Source organism: Pseudomonas sp. TUM25319, from assembly GCF_056388475.1.
Genome location: NZ_CM150751.1, coordinates 5,122,608 through 5,137,056, shown reverse-complemented (window position 1 = coordinate 5,137,056; position 14,449 = coordinate 5,122,608). Strand labels below are relative to the sequence as shown.

Below are 14,449 nucleotides of genomic sequence, written 5' to 3'. Positions count from 1 at the left end.
CAGGAATCAGACATGAACAGAACGAAACGGAGCAGGTGAAAATGGACGACTATCAGGAAGAACTACTCGAATTCCACGCCTCGGAAATGGATCTGCCGGAACCGGCGGACGATGCTACCGAGCTGTGAGCGGCCGCTGTGTCGCAGTAAACGAAACGGGCCAGTGCGAAAGCACTGGCCCGTTTGCATTCAGGCCGAACGCCGCTGACTCCGGCGAAACTCCCCGGGTGTCACGCCGCTCCAGCGCTTGAACGCCCGCTGGAACGCCTCTGCAGAGGCAAACCCCAGCAGATAGGCGATTTCGCCGAACGCCAGTTCCGTATCGCGGATATAGCTCATCGCCAGGTCCCGGCGCGTATCGTTGAGAATGGCGCGGAACTGGGTGCCTTCTTCGGCGAGCTTGCGGCGCAGGGTCCAGGTCGGCAACTGCAGGCGCCGGGCCACTTCTTCCAGGTCCGGCTCACGCCCGCCATTGAGCAGTGGCCCCAGCAGGTGGGCGATGCGCTCGCCAAGGCTGCGGATGCGGGTGCGCTCCAGCAGTTCCTGCTCGCACAGTTGCAACAGGTGCTGCCAGGTGCTCGGGCAGTGCGCCGGGTTGCGCAGGTCGAGCACGGCGCGGCCCAGGCGCAGCTGGTTGGTCTGGGCGGTGAACTGCACCGGGGTGAGGCTAAGCGCCTGGTAGCGCTCGGCGTAGGCGGGGGCGTCGAATTCGATGTCGATGCGTTCGGCCTGCAGCGGCTGGCCGGCGAGGGCGGACAGTTGCGCCAGCCAGCCGGACAGCACCGAATCCACCACAAAGCGGTTGTAGGCGTTGTAGGGGCTGATGGAGTAGAAGCGCAGCCAGGCACCGCTGGCGTCTTCCTCGAAGCTCGACTGGCCGCGGTAGTTGGCGGCGTACAGCGGCTCGAACCGCAGCAGGGTGCGGGCCGCTTCACCGAGGGTCGGCGCCTGGGCGGCGGTGACACCGGCCAGGCCTGCCTGGCCGAGCCGGCTCAGGCGCCCCATGTGCAAGCCCAGCGCCGGTTCCGCGCAGTGCTCGATGGCGGCGTGGCCCAGGTGCATGTAGCGCGGGATCGACAGCCGTGCGCCGGGTTCGCTCAGGCGCTGCGGGGTCAGGCCATAGCGTGCGAGCAGCGGCGCCGGGTCGTGGCCGAGTTCGGCCAGGGCCTGTTCCAGGCTCTGGATAAAACCGACCGAAAGATCGCCGAGCCTCACCCGTGGCCGGTTCATCGGCTTACAGCCACAGATTCAACAGCCGGGCGCCATGGCTGGCGCTGGCGTGATGAAGGCCGTTGAGATTGGCGAAGCCCTGGCCTTCGCCGCGGACCTCCCAGAACTGACCGCGCAGGAACACGCTCATGCTGGCGACGCCCGACGGCACACCTCTGTCGCTCAGGCGGTACCAGGCCTGGTCTTCGCTGATTTCCCCGGGCTTGAAGCCCAGTTCCGCCGCCAGTGGCTGATGGCGGTTGCCGCGCCAGGGGCTGGTCCAGCTGCCCTTGCCGTCGACGAACGCCGGATTGGCGATCAGTTGCGCGTCCTGTTCCGCCAGGCGCTTGTAGTTGGAGGGGTACCAGCCATCGCTGCCGATCAGCACGCCCAGACGGCCGGCGGGGGTCTCCAGCACTTGCGGCGGGGTCGCGCTGCCGGGCTGGATGAAGCGGCGCACGCCGCTGTCCGGGTACTGCTGGCGCTGCGGCTGGCCGATCACCGAACCGTCGCCAGCGAACACCAGGCTGCTGTTGTACAGGGCACCGGAGCCGGCGCGCAAAACGCCGTGGTCGAGGTACGGCTCGGGCAGCACGATGGAGCCGGCCACCAGGGTCACGCCGAATTCCCTGGCCAGGCCGCCGAACAGCTTCTGGTAGTCCTCGGCCATCTGCCCGGCCTTCATGCGCAGATGGGCGTCGGCGCGGCGGTCGTCGCCTTCGGCGCCCACCATGGCCAGGCCATAGCGCAGCGGGTTGCTCAGCTCCAGCCACTGGTAGGCCTCGCGCAGCCGCGGCACCTGGTACATCTCGGGCTTCTCGCCGCGGGCCCACAGCCAGGTGCCGATGTGTTCGGGGAAAATCACCACGGTGCGATCGTTGATCAGGCCCTGCACCCGCGCCTGTTCCAGGTAGGCGGCCAGCTTGCGGTGCAGGCGGGTGATGTTCTGGTAGTCGCCGGGATAGAGCAGCGGCTCGACGCCCAGCAGATTGCCCTGGCCGCTGGGAATGCCCTCGCTCAGCGCCAGGTCGACGCGCAGGTCGGACAGGTAGTGACCCTCGGGGCGCTGCTCGGCCCAGAGCATGTAGCCACCGAAGGCGGCGAGGAGAACGAGCGCCAGGGCGCCGGAAAGCAGTTTGCGCATGGAGCGTACAAGGCCGGGGAAGAATTCGGACACTAGGTTAGACGCCAGCGTGCAGTTGGATCAATAACTTGTCACTTTCGGTCATTGAGCGGCGACGGAGCGGCCTTTAATGTCGGCTCCAGACCAATCGACGGGGCCCGCTGCCCGGCAGCCCGAGGCACCCGCATTCCGTGATTCGCACCGTGGAGATCATCATGACCGCCGCTCATTACCCGCACCTGCTCGCTCCCCTCGACCTCGGCTTCACCACCCTGCGTAACCGCACCCTGATGGGTTCGATGCACACCGGTCTTGAAGAAAAGCCCGACGGCTTCGAGCGCATGGCGGCCTACTTCGCCGAACGGGCCCGTGGTGGCGTGGGCCTGATGGTCACTGGCGGCATCGGCCCCAACGTCGAAGGTGGCGTGTACTCCGGTGCGGCCAAGCTGAGCACCCCGGAAGAGGCCGAGAAACACCGCATCGTCACCGAGGCGGTGCACGAAGCGGGCGGCAAGATCTGCCTGCAGATCCTCCACGCCGGTCGCTATGCCTACAGCCCCAAGCAAGTGGCGCCGAGCGCCATCCAGGCACCGATCAACCCGTTCAAGCCCAAGGAACTGGACGAGGAAGGCATCGAGAAGCAGATCGCCGACTTCGTCAATTGCTCGCAACTGGCCCAGAGCGCCGGTTATGACGGCGTCGAGATCATGGGATCGGAAGGCTACTTCATCAACCAGTTCCTCGCCGCCCACACCAACCAGCGCACCGACCGCTGGGGCGGCAGCTACGAAAACCGCATGCGCCTGGCGGTGGAGATCGTGCGCCGGGTACGCGAGGCGGTGGGGCCGAACTTCATCATCATCTTCCGCCTGTCGATGCTCGACCTGGTGGAGGGCGGCAGCAACTGGGAGGAGATCGTGCAACTGGCCCAGGCCATCGAAAAGGCCGGCGCGACCATCATCAACACCGGCATCGGCTGGCACGAGGCGCGGATCCCGACCATCGCCACCAAAGTGCCCCGTGCGGCGTTCAGCAAGGTCACGGCCAAGCTGCGCGGCGCGGTGAAGATCCCGCTGATCACCACCAACCGCATCAACACGCCGGAAGTGGCCGAACAGGTGCTGGCCGAGGGCGATGCCGACATGGTGTCCATGGCCCGGCCGTTCCTCGCCGACCCCGAGTTCGTCAACAAGGCGGCCGCTGGCCGTGGCGACGAGATCAACACCTGCATCGGCTGCAACCAGGCCTGCCTGGACCACACCTTCGGCGGCAAGCTGACCACCTGCCTGGTCAACCCGCGGGCGTGCCACGAGACCGAGCTGAACTACATCCCGGTGACCCAGGCCAAGCGCGTGGCCGTGGTCGGTGCCGGCCCGGCGGGCCTGGCGGCGGCGACCGTTGCCGCCGAACGCGGTCATCAGGTGGTGCTGTTCGATGCGGCCAGCGAGATTGGCGGCCAGTTCAACGTCGCCAAGCGCGTACCGGGCAAGGAGGAGTTCTACGAAACCCTGCGCTACTTCGGCCGCAAACTGCAGACCACCGGGGTCGAGCTGTGTCTGAACACCCGCGTCGATGCTGCGCAGCTGGCCGCTGGCGGTTATGACGAAATCATCCTTGCCACTGGCATCGTGCCGCGCCTGCCGGCGATTCCGGGTATCGAGCATCCGAAGGTGATGACCTACCTGGATGTTCTGCTGGGGCGCAAAGAGGTCGGGCAGACTGTCGCGGTGGTTGGCGCTGGCGGTATCGGCTTCGACGTCTCCGAATTCCTCGTGCACCAGGGCGTTGCCACCAGCCAGGACCGTGAAGCCTTCTGGAAAGAGTGGGGCATCGATGGCGCGCTGGAGGCCCGTGGTGGTGTCGCTGGCGTGCGTGCACAACCCCATGCCCCGGCCCGCCAGGTCTACCTGCTGCAGCGCAAGAAAACCAAGGTCGGCGACGGCCTGGGCAAGACCACCGGCTGGATCCACCGGACCGGGCTGAAGAACAAGCAGGTGCAGATGCTCAACAGCGTCGAATACCTGGGGATCGACGATGCCGGCCTGCACATCCGCATCGGCGAGGGCGAGCCACAGGTGCTGGCGGTGGACAACGTGATCATCTGCGCCGGCCAGGACCCGCTGCGGGAACTGCAGGACGCCCTGGTGGCCGCGGGGCAGTCGGTGCACCTGATCGGCGGTGCCGATGTGGCGGCGGAGCTGGATGCCAAGCGGGCGATCAACCAGGGTTCGCGGTTGGCGGCGGGGCTCTGACCACTCAGGTAATGGCAACCAGGCGCTGGCCGTGAGTCTTTCGGCGCTCTCAGGATCGAGCGCCGCCCGCGCGGCGCATCGCGAGCGCATGGCTGGAGAGCTTCAGCGCCCTTGAGATCGAGCGCCGCCCGCGCGGCGCATCGCTGGCAAGGCCAGCTCCCACATTTGTTGCAACGCGCCATGGCCTGTGGGATTTGAGTTGTCAGCCTTTGGTGCCTGGCGATCCACTGCGGGGAGGCTGTTGGGCTTGACTCGATATCGCGTCGTACAAACAAGGCGATCAACCATGGCCTGACAGGCATAGGTACGTTGCAACAAATGTGGGAGCCGGCCTTGCCGGCGATGCGCCGCGCGGGCGGCGCTCGATCTCAAGGGCGCTGAAAAGCTTTCGGCATGCACATTGCCGCCATCATGAGGGTCACCCTCTGTAGACTTGGCGCATGCTCAATCTCCCCCAAGCCCCTCTACAGCGCCTCTCCCTGCCCTGGCTCAACGAAGCCTGCATCGACGTCGCCATCCTGCGCCTCGACCTCATCGACCCCGAGATCAGCGGCAACAAGTGGTTCAAGCTGCTCGAACACCTGCGCCTCGCCCGGGCCAATGGCGCGCCCGGAGTCATCAGCCTGGGCGGCAACCACTCCAATCACCTCCATGCCCTGGCCGCCGCCGGGCAGCGCCTGGGTTTGGCTACCGTTGGCCTGATGCGCGGCGATCCGCAAGACACCCCGACCACCCGCGATCTGCAAGCCTCCGGCATGCAACTGCACTGGCTCGGCTACGGCGGCTACCGCGCCCGCAACCAGCCGGGTTTCTGGGAACCCTGGCAAGCGCGCTACCCTGGCTGGCACTGCGTGCCGGAAGGCGGTGGCGGCGAATTGGGCGCCAAAGGCTGCGGTTTGATCGTGGAGCAGGCGCGGGCGCAGCTGGCCGGGATTGGCTGGGACGACTACGACGCCTGGTGGCTGGCGGTCGGCACCGGTACGACCCTGGCCGGGCTGGTGCTGGCGGAGGCGGGTGCCCGTCCGGTGCACGGTGCGCTGGCAGTGCCGAAGGGCTACGGCGTGGAAGACAACCTGTCGGCGCTGACCGGCTATCAGCTTCACGAGGCCTGTCGCGGCGGTTTTGCCAAGGTCGATCCTGAGCTGCTGGACTTCATCGCCCGCAGCGAGGCCGAGTGCGGCGTACCGCTGGAGCCGCTGTACACCGGCAAGGCGTTGCTGGCGCTCAAGGAAAAAGCCGGGACCTTCGTCAAAGGCACCCGGCTGGTTTTCGTGCACACCGGCGGGCTGCAGGGCCGCCGTGGTTTTGCGGCCTAATCCTTGGTGGGCAGCATCCGCACCAGCGTGTTGTCCTTGCGCACATAGTGGTGATACAGGCCGGCCACGGCATGCAGGCCGATCAACCAGTAGCCGAGGGCGCCGAACCATTCGTGCCAGCCTTTGACGAAGCGTGCCAGGTCCTTGTCGGGCTGCACCAGTGCCGGCAGGTCGAAGCCGTAGAAGGGAATCGGCTTGTCAGCGGCGCTGAGAATGGTCCAGCCGGCCAGCGGCAGACCGATCATCAGGGCGTAAAGCGCCCAGTGCACCAGATGGGCAAGGCCGGTCTGCCAGGCCGGCGGGGCGGGTTCGATACGCGGGGTCGGCCGGCTCAGGCGCAGGAACAGGCGCAGCCACACCAGCACGAACACGGTCAGGCCGAGCATGAAATGCAGGGTTTTCATCAGCTCGCGCTCGGCGCTGTCCTTGGGAAAGATGCCGCGAAACTCGATACAGGCGTACACCGCCGCCAGCAGCACCAGCATCAGCCAGTGCAGGGCCACGGACAGGCTGCCGTAGCGCTCCCGGGTATTGGTCAGGCTCATGGAACATTCCTCTTCAGGTCAGGGACTGCGCTCTTGGCGGCGCTGCCTTCAACTGTAAACGCTCAATGGCAATGCGGTAGGCGGGGAAGGCGAAAAAAAGCCGGATTCAAGGCGTCTGGGTCAAGGTTTCGGAGCGGGTGGCCGGCAGGTTCGGCCAGCGATCGGACACCAGGAACGCCCGTTCCGCTTCCAGCCAGTCGCCGTCCGGGCCGGGCTCCAGGCGTACCATCAATTGTGCCTGGGCGAGGGGATCGAGGGCTTCCAGCCACTGTTGCAGGTGCGCCGCGCTCCAGACCTCGCCAGCATTGACACGGGCCGGCCCGAGCCAGGCCTGGCGCGGCAGCAACTGCCAGCGCCCGCTGGGACTGGCCGCCTGGAACGCCGGCCAGTCGCGCTGATGCAGCCAGCGACCGCGCAGGTGCTGCGGATGGGCGCCTCGGGGCGAGTGGGCGTGGGCGGGCCAGGGATATAGCAGGTAGCCACCCAGCCACAGCCGCGCCTGCACCTGTTGCAGGCCCAGCGCGGCGAGGGCGTCGCGGCTCTCGTCGCGGCCCGAGATGGGCAACTGGTGCTCGGCCAGGTGAGTCAGTTTGCGGTCCAGCCGGTCGTGGCAGCCGGGGCCGAGCCAGTGGGCGGGATCGACGCCGTCACCGTCGGGCGGGCCCAGGTACAGCTTGATCGCCAGCTCCAGGTGATGCACGCCTTCACGGTCACGCAGCAGGATGTCCAGTTCGCCCAGGGTATGGCTGCCCCGGCGGATCGGCAGGTTGGCGGCCAGCAGTTCGACGCCGGGTGCCTGCTGCAGGGCGAACTGCCAGAGCCGCTCGTAATAGAGCCCCAGGCGCCGGCTCGACAGGCGTGCCAGCCAGTCCAGCAGCGGTGTGGGATCACGGTCCAGCGCCAGCAGCCAGTCGCGCAGGTGTTCGGGGTGTTCGCGCCAGTCGCTGGCGCTGAGGGGATGGCGTTGCGGCCAGGGCGCCTGTTCCAGCAGCGGCGGCGACAGCAGCGCCCAGGCCAGGTCGCGGACCGCGGGCTGGCGCAGGTGGCGGGGCAGATCGTGCAGGGAGGCGAACGGATTCATCCAGCGAGCATAGCCCCGTTTGCCGCTGGCCGGCGCTTTCGCCCATAATCGGGGCTTTGGCCACCGTGCCTTTTCACCGCCGCAGAGCCTGCAGGAGCCCCATGGAGCAATTTCGCAATATCGGTATCATCGGCCGCCTCGGCAGCTCCCAGGTGCTCGATACCATCCGCCGCCTGAAAAAATTCCTGCTGGAACGGCACCTGCACGTCATTCTCGAAGACACCATCGCCGAAGTGCTGCCCGGCCACGGCCTGCAGACCTCCTCGCGCAAGCTGCTGGGCGAGGTCTGCGACCTGGTCATCGTGGTCGGCGGCGACGGCAGCCTGCTCGGCGCTGCCCGTGCCCTGGCGCGGCACAACATCCCGGTACTGGGGATCAACCGCGGCAGCCTGGGTTTTCTCACCGATATCCGCCCTGACGAACTGGAAGTGAAGGTCGCCGAAGTCCTCGACGGTCACTACCTGGTGGAAAACCGCTTCCTGCTGCAGGCCGAAGTCCGCCGCCACGGCGAAGCCATCGGCCAGGGCGATGCCCTCAACGACGTGGTGCTGCACCCGGGCAAATCGACGCGGATGATCGAATTCGAGATCTACATCGACGGCCAGTTCGTCTGCAGCCAGAAGGCCGACGGCCTGATCGTCGCCACGCCGACCGGCTCCACCGCCTACGCGCTGTCCGCCGGCGGCCCGATCATGCACCCCAAGCTCGACGCCATCGTCATCGTGCCGATGTACCCGCACACCCTGTCGGGCCGCCCGATCGTGGTGGACGGCAACAGCGAGCTGAAGATCGTCGTTTCCCAGGACATGACCATTTATCCCCAGGTCTCCTGTGACGGCCAGAACCACTTCACCTGCGCTCCCGGCGACACCATCACGGTGAACAAGAAACCGCAGAAACTGCGCCTGATCCATCCGCTGGACCACAACTACTACGAGGTCTGCCGGACCAAGCTCGGCTGGGGCAGCCGCCTGGGCGGTGGAGGCGACTGATGCTCGATCCCGCGCGCAGTTTCGACCTGATCGGCGATGTACACGGATGTGCCCACACCCTCGAACGCTTGCTCGATACCCTCGGCTACAAGCGCATCGGCGGGGTCTGGCGACATGCCCAGCGCCAGGCGCTGTTCCTCGGCGACATCATCGACCGTGGCCCGCGCATCCGCGAGGCGCTGCATATCGTTCACGACATGGTCGAGGCAGGGCAGGCCCACTGCATCATGGGCAACCATGAGTACAACGCCCTGGGCTGGACCACGCCGGCGCCGGCCGGCAGCGGCAAGACCTTCGTGCGCGAGCACACCCCGCGCCATGCCCGGCTGATCGACGAAACCCTGACCCAGTTCGCCGACCATCCTGGCGACTGGCATGACTTCCTCGGCTGGTTCTACCAATTGCCGCTGTTCGTCGATGCCGGGCGTTTCCGTCTGGTCCACGCCTGCTGGGACGGCCGCCTGATCGACACCCTGCGCCAGCAGTACCCCGACGGCCTGATCGACCCGACCTTCGTACAGGCCTCGGCGCAGTCCGACACCTTTGCCCATCTGGCCTGCAACCGCTTGCTGCGGGGCACCGACATGCGCCTGCCGGACGGCCTGACCCTGACCGGCGGCGACGGCCTGACCCGCGCCTTCTTCCGCACCAAGTTCTGGGAAGAAGACCCGCAGACCTACGGCGATATCGTGTTCCAGCCCGACGCGCTGCCGGCGGAAGTGGCCAGTGCGCCGCTCAGCCGCAGCCAGAAGAATGCCCTGCTGCGCTACGCCGAGGACGAGCCGATGCTGTTCGTCGGTCATTACTGGCGCAGCGGCAAGCCGGCGCCGATCCGCGCCAACCTGGCGTGCCTGGACTACAGTGCAGTGCTTTACGGCAAGCTGGTGGCGTACCGGCTCGACGATGAAACCCGCATCGACCCGCGCAAGTTCGTCTGGGTCGATGTCGAACGGCCGGAGGCCAGCCAATGAATGTGGTTCAGGTCCTGCGCCTGCCGTTGAACACCGACCTGAGCGGGTTCGTCCAGTTGCTGCGGCGCCTGCAGGTGCCGCACCGGGTTACCGAGGAGAGCGGCGAGCAGGTGTTGTGGGTCGCGCACCCGCTGGCCGGGCAGGTGCGCCAGCTCTATGAGAACTACCCCGACGGCGACGTCCCGGGCGACCTGCCGCCACTGGCGCCTGCAATTGACGAGCCGGCCCGGCCCGGCATCGCCCAGCAGTTGCGGGCCAGCAAGGTCACGGCCGGGATCCTGCTGCTGTGCCTGCTGGTGGCGGGCCTCACCGGCCTTGGCGAAAACCTCGAGACCCTGCGCTGGTTCACCTTCGTCGACTTCCGCGTGCAGGGCGATTACCTCTACTTCACCTCGCTGGCCGCTGGCCTCGACGCCGGCCAGTACTGGCGCCTGCTCACGCCGATGTTGCTGCACTTCGGCATTCTCCACCTAGCCATGAACGGCCTGTGGTACTGGGAACTGGGGCGGCGCATCGAATGGCGCCAGGGGCCCTGGGCCTTGCTGCTGCTGACGGTGGTGTTCGGCCTGGTGTCGAACGCCGCGCAGTATCTGTTCGGCGGCCCGAGCCTGTTCGGCGGGTTGTCGGGCGTGCTGTACGGCCTGCTCGGGCATGTCTGGCTGTATCAATGGCTGGCGCCGAGCCCGCTGTTCCGCATGCCCCGTGGCGTGCTGGTGATGATGCTGATCTGGCTGCTGCTGTGCCTGTCCGGGCTGGTCAGCCTGCTCGGCTTCGGCCAGATCGCCAACGCCGCCCACGTCGGCGGGTTGTTGGTCGGATGCCTGAGCGGACTCTTGGGCGGGGCGCTGGCCCGGCGTAAACTGACGGCTTGATTTGGGAGACGCTATGTCCACTTTTGCGCAAATGATCGAAAACATTACCCCGGAAATCTACGAGAGCCTGAAACTGGCCGTGGAAATCGGCAAATGGTCTGACGGCCGCAAACTCACCTCCGAGCAACGCGAGCTGTCGCTGCAGGCGGTGATCGCCTGGGAAATCCAGAACCTGCCGGAAGAGCAGCGCACCGGCTACATGGGCCCGCAGGAGTGTGCGTCGAAGTCCATCACCGTGCCGAACATCCTGTTCAAGTCGGATGCGATCCATTGATCGAACTCGGCCGTGGTTCCATTCGCAAAATGGCCGCGCGTCTCGAGACGCCGGTCGTGCAATACGCTTTCCGCCTCGATGAGGTCGAGGTGCCGGTCAATCCGCTGATCGGTCAGACCGTGCGTCTCGAATACCTCGGCGCCATCCACTGCAGCCATTGCGGCAAGCGCACCAAGACCAGCTTCAGCCAGGGCTACTGCTACCCTTGCATGACGAAGCTGGCCCAGTGCGACGTGTGCATCATGAGCCCCGAGCGCTGCCACTACGACGCCGGCACCTGCCGCGAGCCGTCCTGGGGCGAGCAGTTCTGCATGACCGACCACGTGGTCTACCTGGCCAATTCGTCGGGCATCAAGGTCGGCATCACCCGCGCCAGCCAGTTGCCCACCCGCTGGCTCGACCAGGGCGCCAGCCAGGCGCTGCCGATCCTGCGGGTTGCCACCCGCCAGCAGTCGGGCCTGGTGGAAGACCTGCTGCGCAGCCAGGTGGCCGACCGCACCAACTGGCGTGCGCTGCTCAAGGGCGACGCCGAGGCGGTGGACCTGGTGGCGGTACGCGACCAGTTGTTCGACAGCTGTGGCGACGGCATCCGGGCCTTGCAGGAGCGGTTCGGCCTGCAGGCCATCCAGCCGCTGCACGACGGTGAGCCGCTGGAAATCCGCTATCCGGTCGAGGCCTACCCGAGCAAGATCGTCAGTTTCAACCTGGACAAGAACCCGGTGGCCGAAGGCACGCTGCTGGGGATCAAGGGCCAGTACCTGATTTTCGACACCGGCGTGATCAACATTCGCAAGTACACGGCCTATCAGCTGGCCGTGCATCAGTAATGCCGTGAATTAGTAAAAGGACCGCCACATGCGCACCGAACAGCCGCAAGTGATCTACCTCAAGGACTATCAGGCGCCCGAGTACCTGATCGACGAAACCCACCTGACCTTCGAGCTGTTCGAGGACCACACCCTGGTCCACGCGCAGCTGATCATGCGCCGCAACCCGGCCCGTGGTGCGGGCCTGCCGCCGCTGGTGCTGGACGGCCAGCAACTGGAACTGCTGAGCGTCGCTCTCGACGACCAGTTGCTCACCGCCGCCGACTACCAGCTCAGCGACAGCCACCTGACCCTGCAGCCCAAAGCCGAGCACTTCACCCTCGACACCAGCGTGCGCATCCACCCGGAAAGCAACACCGCGCTGGAAGGCCTGTACAAGTCCGGCGGCATGTTCTGCACCCAGTGCGAGGCCGAAGGCTTCCGCAAGATCACCTATTACCTCGACCGCCCGGACGTGATGAGCGCGTTCACCACCACGGTGATCGCCGAACAGCACCGCTACCCGGTCCTGCTCTCCAACGGCAACCCGGTGGGCAGCGGCCCGCAGGACGATGGCCGGCACTGGGCGACCTGGGAAGACCCGTTCAAGAAGCCCGCCTACCTGTTCGCCCTGGTGGCCGGCGACCTCTGGTGCGTCGAAGACACCTTCACCCGCCAGTCCGGGCGTGACGTGACCCTGCGTATCTATGTCGAGCCGGAAAACATCGACAAGTGCCAGCACGCCATGACCAGCCTGAAGAAGTCCATGCGCTGGGACGAAGAGGTCTACGGCCGTGAGTACGACCTGGACATCTTCATGATCGTCGCGGTCAACGACTTCAACATGGGCGCCATGGAAAACAAGGGTCTGAACATCTTCAACTCCAGTTGCGTGCTGGCCCGCGCCGAAACCGCCACCGACGCCGCCCACCAGCGGGTCGAGGCGGTGGTGGCCCACGAATACTTCCACAACTGGTCGGGTAACCGCGTCACCTGCCGCGACTGGTTCCAGCTGTCGCTCAAGGAAGGCTTCACGGTGTTCCGCGACGCCGAGTTCAGCGCCGACATGAACTCGCGCACGGTCAAGCGCATCGAGGATGTCGCCTACCTGCGCACCCACCAGTTCGCCGAAGATGCCGGCCCCATGGCCCACGCCGTGCGCCCGGACAGCTTCATCGAGATCTCCAACTTCTACACCCTGACCGTCTACGAGAAGGGCTCGGAAGTGGTGCGCATGGTCCGCACCCTGCTGGGCACCGAGGGCTTCCGCAAGGGCAGTGACCTGTACTTCGAGCGCCATGACGGCCAGGCAGTGACCTGCGACGACTTCATCAAGGCCATGGAAGACGCCAACGGCGTCGACCTGACCCAGTTCAAGCGCTGGTACAGCCAGGCCGGCACGCCGCGCCTGGCCGTGAGCGAGTCCTGGGACGCCGCGGCGCGCACCTACAGCCTGACCTTCCGCCAGAGCTGCCCGGAAACCCCGGACAAGGTCGAGAAAAAGCCGTTCGTGATCCCGGTGGAACTGGGCCTGCTGGACGCCCAGGGCAACGACCTGCCGCTGCGCCTGCAGGGCGAGGCCGCTGCGCTTGGCACCTCCCGCGTGCTGTCGGTGACCGAGGCGGAGCAGACCTTCACCTTCGTCGATATCGACGCCCAACCGCTGCCGTCGCTGCTGCGCGGCTTCAGCGCCCCGGTCAAGCTGAGCTTCCCGTACGACCGCGACCAGTTGATGTTCCTCATGCAGCACGACAGCGATGGCTTCAATCGCTGGGAAGCCGGCCAGCAACTGTCGGTGCAGGTGCTGCAGGAACTGATTGAACAGCATCGCCAGGGCGCGCCGCTGGTGCTCGACCAGCGCCTGGTCACCGCCCTGGGCAGCGTGCTGGGCAATGACGCGCTGGACCAGGCCATGGTTGCCGAGATGCTGTCGCTGCCGAGCGAGGCGTACCTCACCGAGATCAGCGAAGTCGCCGATGTCGATGCCATCCACGCGGCCCGCGAGTTCGCCCGCCGGCAACTGGCCGAGCAGCTGTTCGACGGCCTCTGGTCGCGCTACCAGGCCAACCGCGCCGTATCGCGGCAGACCGCCTACGTGGCCGAAGCCGAGCACTTCGCCCGGCGCGGCTTGCAGAACATCGTCCTGTCGTACCTGATGCTCAGCGGCAAGCCGCAAGTGCTGGAAGCGACCCTGGAGCAGTACGACGCCTGCGACAACATGACCGAGCGCCTGACCGCGCTGGCGGTGCTGGTCAACTCGCCGTTCGAGGCCGAGCGGGCCAAGGCGCTGGAAGCCTTTGCCGAGCACTTCAAGGACAACCCGCTGGTGATGGACCAGTGGTTCAGCGTCCAGGCGGGCAGCACTTTGCCGGGCGGTCTGGCGCGGGTGCATGCGCTGATGGAACACCCGGCCTTCACCCTGAAGAACCCGAACAAGGTCCGTGCCCTGATCGGCGCCTTCGCCGGGCAGAACCTGGTCAACTTCCATGCGGCGGATGGTTCCGGCTACCGCTTCCTGGCCGACATCGTCATCGAGCTCAACGCGCTGAACCCGCAGATCGCCTCGCGGCAACTGGCGCCGCTGACCCGCTGGCGCAAGTACGACGCGGCGCGCCAGGCGCTGATGAAAGGCGAACTGGAGCGCATCCGCAGCTCCGGCCAGCTGTCCAGTGACGTGTTCGAAGTGGTGAGCAAGAGCCTCGCCTGACGACCTGGCGCGATCTTTGTGGGAGCGGCTTTAGCCGCGATTGGCCGCGCAGCGGCCATAAAACCTGTATCCCTGATTTTCCGGAAAATCGCGGATTCAGGTTTTACGACGGCTACGCCGCCGATCGTGGCTGAAGCCACTCCCACAAAAGATTGCATGTGATCTTTCCCGTTTTTCCATTTCTCCCCCCGCTTAACAAAAGATAACGTCCCGTTCGTTGTCAGCCGTTCGCAATCCCCATTAGGATGGCCCTCAGCTATTGCAGGGCTCTGGAACAAGCATTTCGCAGTACCTGCAGATGG

General features: G+C 66.1%; 12 protein-coding genes. 8 read left to right on the top strand and 4 right to left on the bottom strand.

Annotated elements, in window-relative coordinates:
- Positions 1 to 188: 188 nt before the first annotated feature.
- Positions 189 to 1,229: an AraC family transcriptional regulator gene (locus AC05QJ_RS23320; protein ID WP_476743620.1), complete on the bottom strand. Its 1,041-nt coding sequence runs from the start codon at positions 1,227 to 1,229 to the stop codon at positions 189 to 191.
- Positions 1,230 to 1,233: 4 nt separating this feature from the next.
- Complete coding sequence (locus AC05QJ_RS23315) at positions 1,234 to 2,352, bottom strand: nitrilase-related carbon-nitrogen hydrolase (protein WP_476743619.1); 1,119 nt, start codon at positions 2,350 to 2,352, stop codon at positions 1,234 to 1,236.
- Between the two features lie 194 nt (positions 2,353 to 2,546).
- On the opposite strand from AC05QJ_RS23315, the gene AC05QJ_RS23310 reads away from it, so the two are divergent.
- A complete protein-coding gene (locus AC05QJ_RS23310; RefSeq protein ID WP_476743618.1) occupies positions 2,547 to 4,583 on the top strand; it encodes an oxidoreductase in 2,037 nt (678 codons plus the stop codon).
- 440 nt (positions 4,584 to 5,023) lie between these two features.
- Positions 5,024 to 5,899, top strand: coding sequence for a 1-aminocyclopropane-1-carboxylate deaminase/D-cysteine desulfhydrase (locus AC05QJ_RS23305; RefSeq protein ID WP_476743617.1), 876 nt, complete (start codon positions 5,024 to 5,026; stop codon positions 5,897 to 5,899).
- Here the strand turns inward: AC05QJ_RS23305 and AC05QJ_RS23300 are convergent.
- Entirely contained in the window at positions 5,896 to 6,444 is a 549-nt protein-coding gene (locus tag AC05QJ_RS23300) for a cytochrome b (RefSeq protein WP_476743616.1), read from the bottom strand. The genes AC05QJ_RS23305 and AC05QJ_RS23300 overlap by 4 nt on opposite strands.
- 106 nt (positions 6,445 to 6,550) lie before the next feature.
- Positions 6,551 to 7,525 carry a DUF1853 family protein gene (locus AC05QJ_RS23295; protein WP_476743615.1) on the bottom strand — a complete coding sequence of 325 codons (975 nt, stop codon included), beginning with the start codon at positions 7,523 to 7,525 and terminating at the stop codon, positions 6,551 to 6,553.
- Positions 7,526 to 7,626: 101 nt separating this feature from the next.
- Here AC05QJ_RS23295 and AC05QJ_RS23290 point away from each other — a divergent pair, with 101 nt between their 5' ends.
- The 6 genes from AC05QJ_RS23290 to pepN are packed head-to-tail and all read left to right on the top strand — an operon-like array spanning position 7,627 to position 14,147.
- Positions 7,627 to 8,517, top strand: a complete 891-nt coding sequence (locus AC05QJ_RS23290) for an NAD(+) kinase (RefSeq protein ID WP_330077717.1) — start codon at positions 7,627 to 7,629, stop codon at positions 8,515 to 8,517.
- Complete coding sequence (locus AC05QJ_RS23285; RefSeq protein ID WP_476743614.1) at positions 8,517 to 9,488, top strand: metallophosphoesterase; 972 nt, start codon at positions 8,517 to 8,519, stop codon at positions 9,486 to 9,488. Before AC05QJ_RS23290 ends, AC05QJ_RS23285 begins: the two co-directional genes overlap by 1 nt.
- Positions 9,485 to 10,360, top strand: coding sequence for a rhomboid family intramembrane serine protease (locus AC05QJ_RS23280; RefSeq protein WP_476743613.1), 876 nt, complete (start codon positions 9,485 to 9,487; stop codon positions 10,358 to 10,360). Before AC05QJ_RS23285 ends, AC05QJ_RS23280 begins: the two co-directional genes overlap by 4 nt.
- 13 nt (positions 10,361 to 10,373) lie before the next feature.
- Positions 10,374 to 10,634 (top strand): YeaC family protein, encoded by a 261-nt coding sequence (locus AC05QJ_RS23275; protein WP_476743612.1) that lies wholly within the window; start codon positions 10,374 to 10,376, stop codon positions 10,632 to 10,634.
- Entirely contained in the window at positions 10,631 to 11,461 is an 831-nt protein-coding gene (locus AC05QJ_RS23270; protein ID WP_476743611.1) for a DUF2797 domain-containing protein, read from the top strand. Before AC05QJ_RS23275 ends, AC05QJ_RS23270 begins: the two co-directional genes overlap by 4 nt.
- Before the next feature lie 28 nt (positions 11,462 to 11,489).
- A complete protein-coding gene (pepN, locus tag AC05QJ_RS23265; RefSeq protein ID WP_476743610.1) occupies positions 11,490 to 14,147 on the top strand; it encodes an aminopeptidase N in 2,658 nt (885 codons plus the stop codon).
- Positions 14,148 to 14,449 lie beyond the last annotated feature (302 nt).

Coding starts and splice junctions, on each gene's coding strand:
- AC05QJ_RS23280 (WP_476743613.1), top strand. CDS start 9,485: ATGAATGTGGTTCAGGTCCTGCGCCTGCCGTTGAACACCGACCTGAGC.
- AC05QJ_RS23315 (WP_476743619.1), bottom strand. CDS start 2,352: ATGCGCAAACTGCTTTCCGGCGCCCTGGCGCTCGTTCTCCTCGCCGCC.
- pepN (WP_476743610.1), top strand. CDS start 11,490: ATGCGCACCGAACAGCCGCAAGTGATCTACCTCAAGGACTATCAGGCG.
- AC05QJ_RS23285 (WP_476743614.1), top strand. CDS start 8,517: ATGCTCGATCCCGCGCGCAGTTTCGACCTGATCGGCGATGTACACGGA.
- AC05QJ_RS23295 (WP_476743615.1), bottom strand. CDS start 7,525: ATGAATCCGTTCGCCTCCCTGCACGATCTGCCCCGCCACCTGCGCCAG.
- AC05QJ_RS23290 (WP_330077717.1), top strand. CDS start 7,627: ATGGAGCAATTTCGCAATATCGGTATCATCGGCCGCCTCGGCAGCTCC.
- AC05QJ_RS23300 (WP_476743616.1), bottom strand. CDS start 6,444: ATGAGCCTGACCAATACCCGGGAGCGCTACGGCAGCCTGTCCGTGGCC.
- AC05QJ_RS23310 (WP_476743618.1), top strand. CDS start 2,547: ATGACCGCCGCTCATTACCCGCACCTGCTCGCTCCCCTCGACCTCGGC.
- AC05QJ_RS23305 (WP_476743617.1), top strand. CDS start 5,024: ATGCTCAATCTCCCCCAAGCCCCTCTACAGCGCCTCTCCCTGCCCTGG.
- AC05QJ_RS23275 (WP_476743612.1), top strand. CDS start 10,374: ATGTCCACTTTTGCGCAAATGATCGAAAACATTACCCCGGAAATCTAC.
- AC05QJ_RS23320 (WP_476743620.1), bottom strand. CDS start 1,229: ATGAACCGGCCACGGGTGAGGCTCGGCGATCTTTCGGTCGGTTTTATC.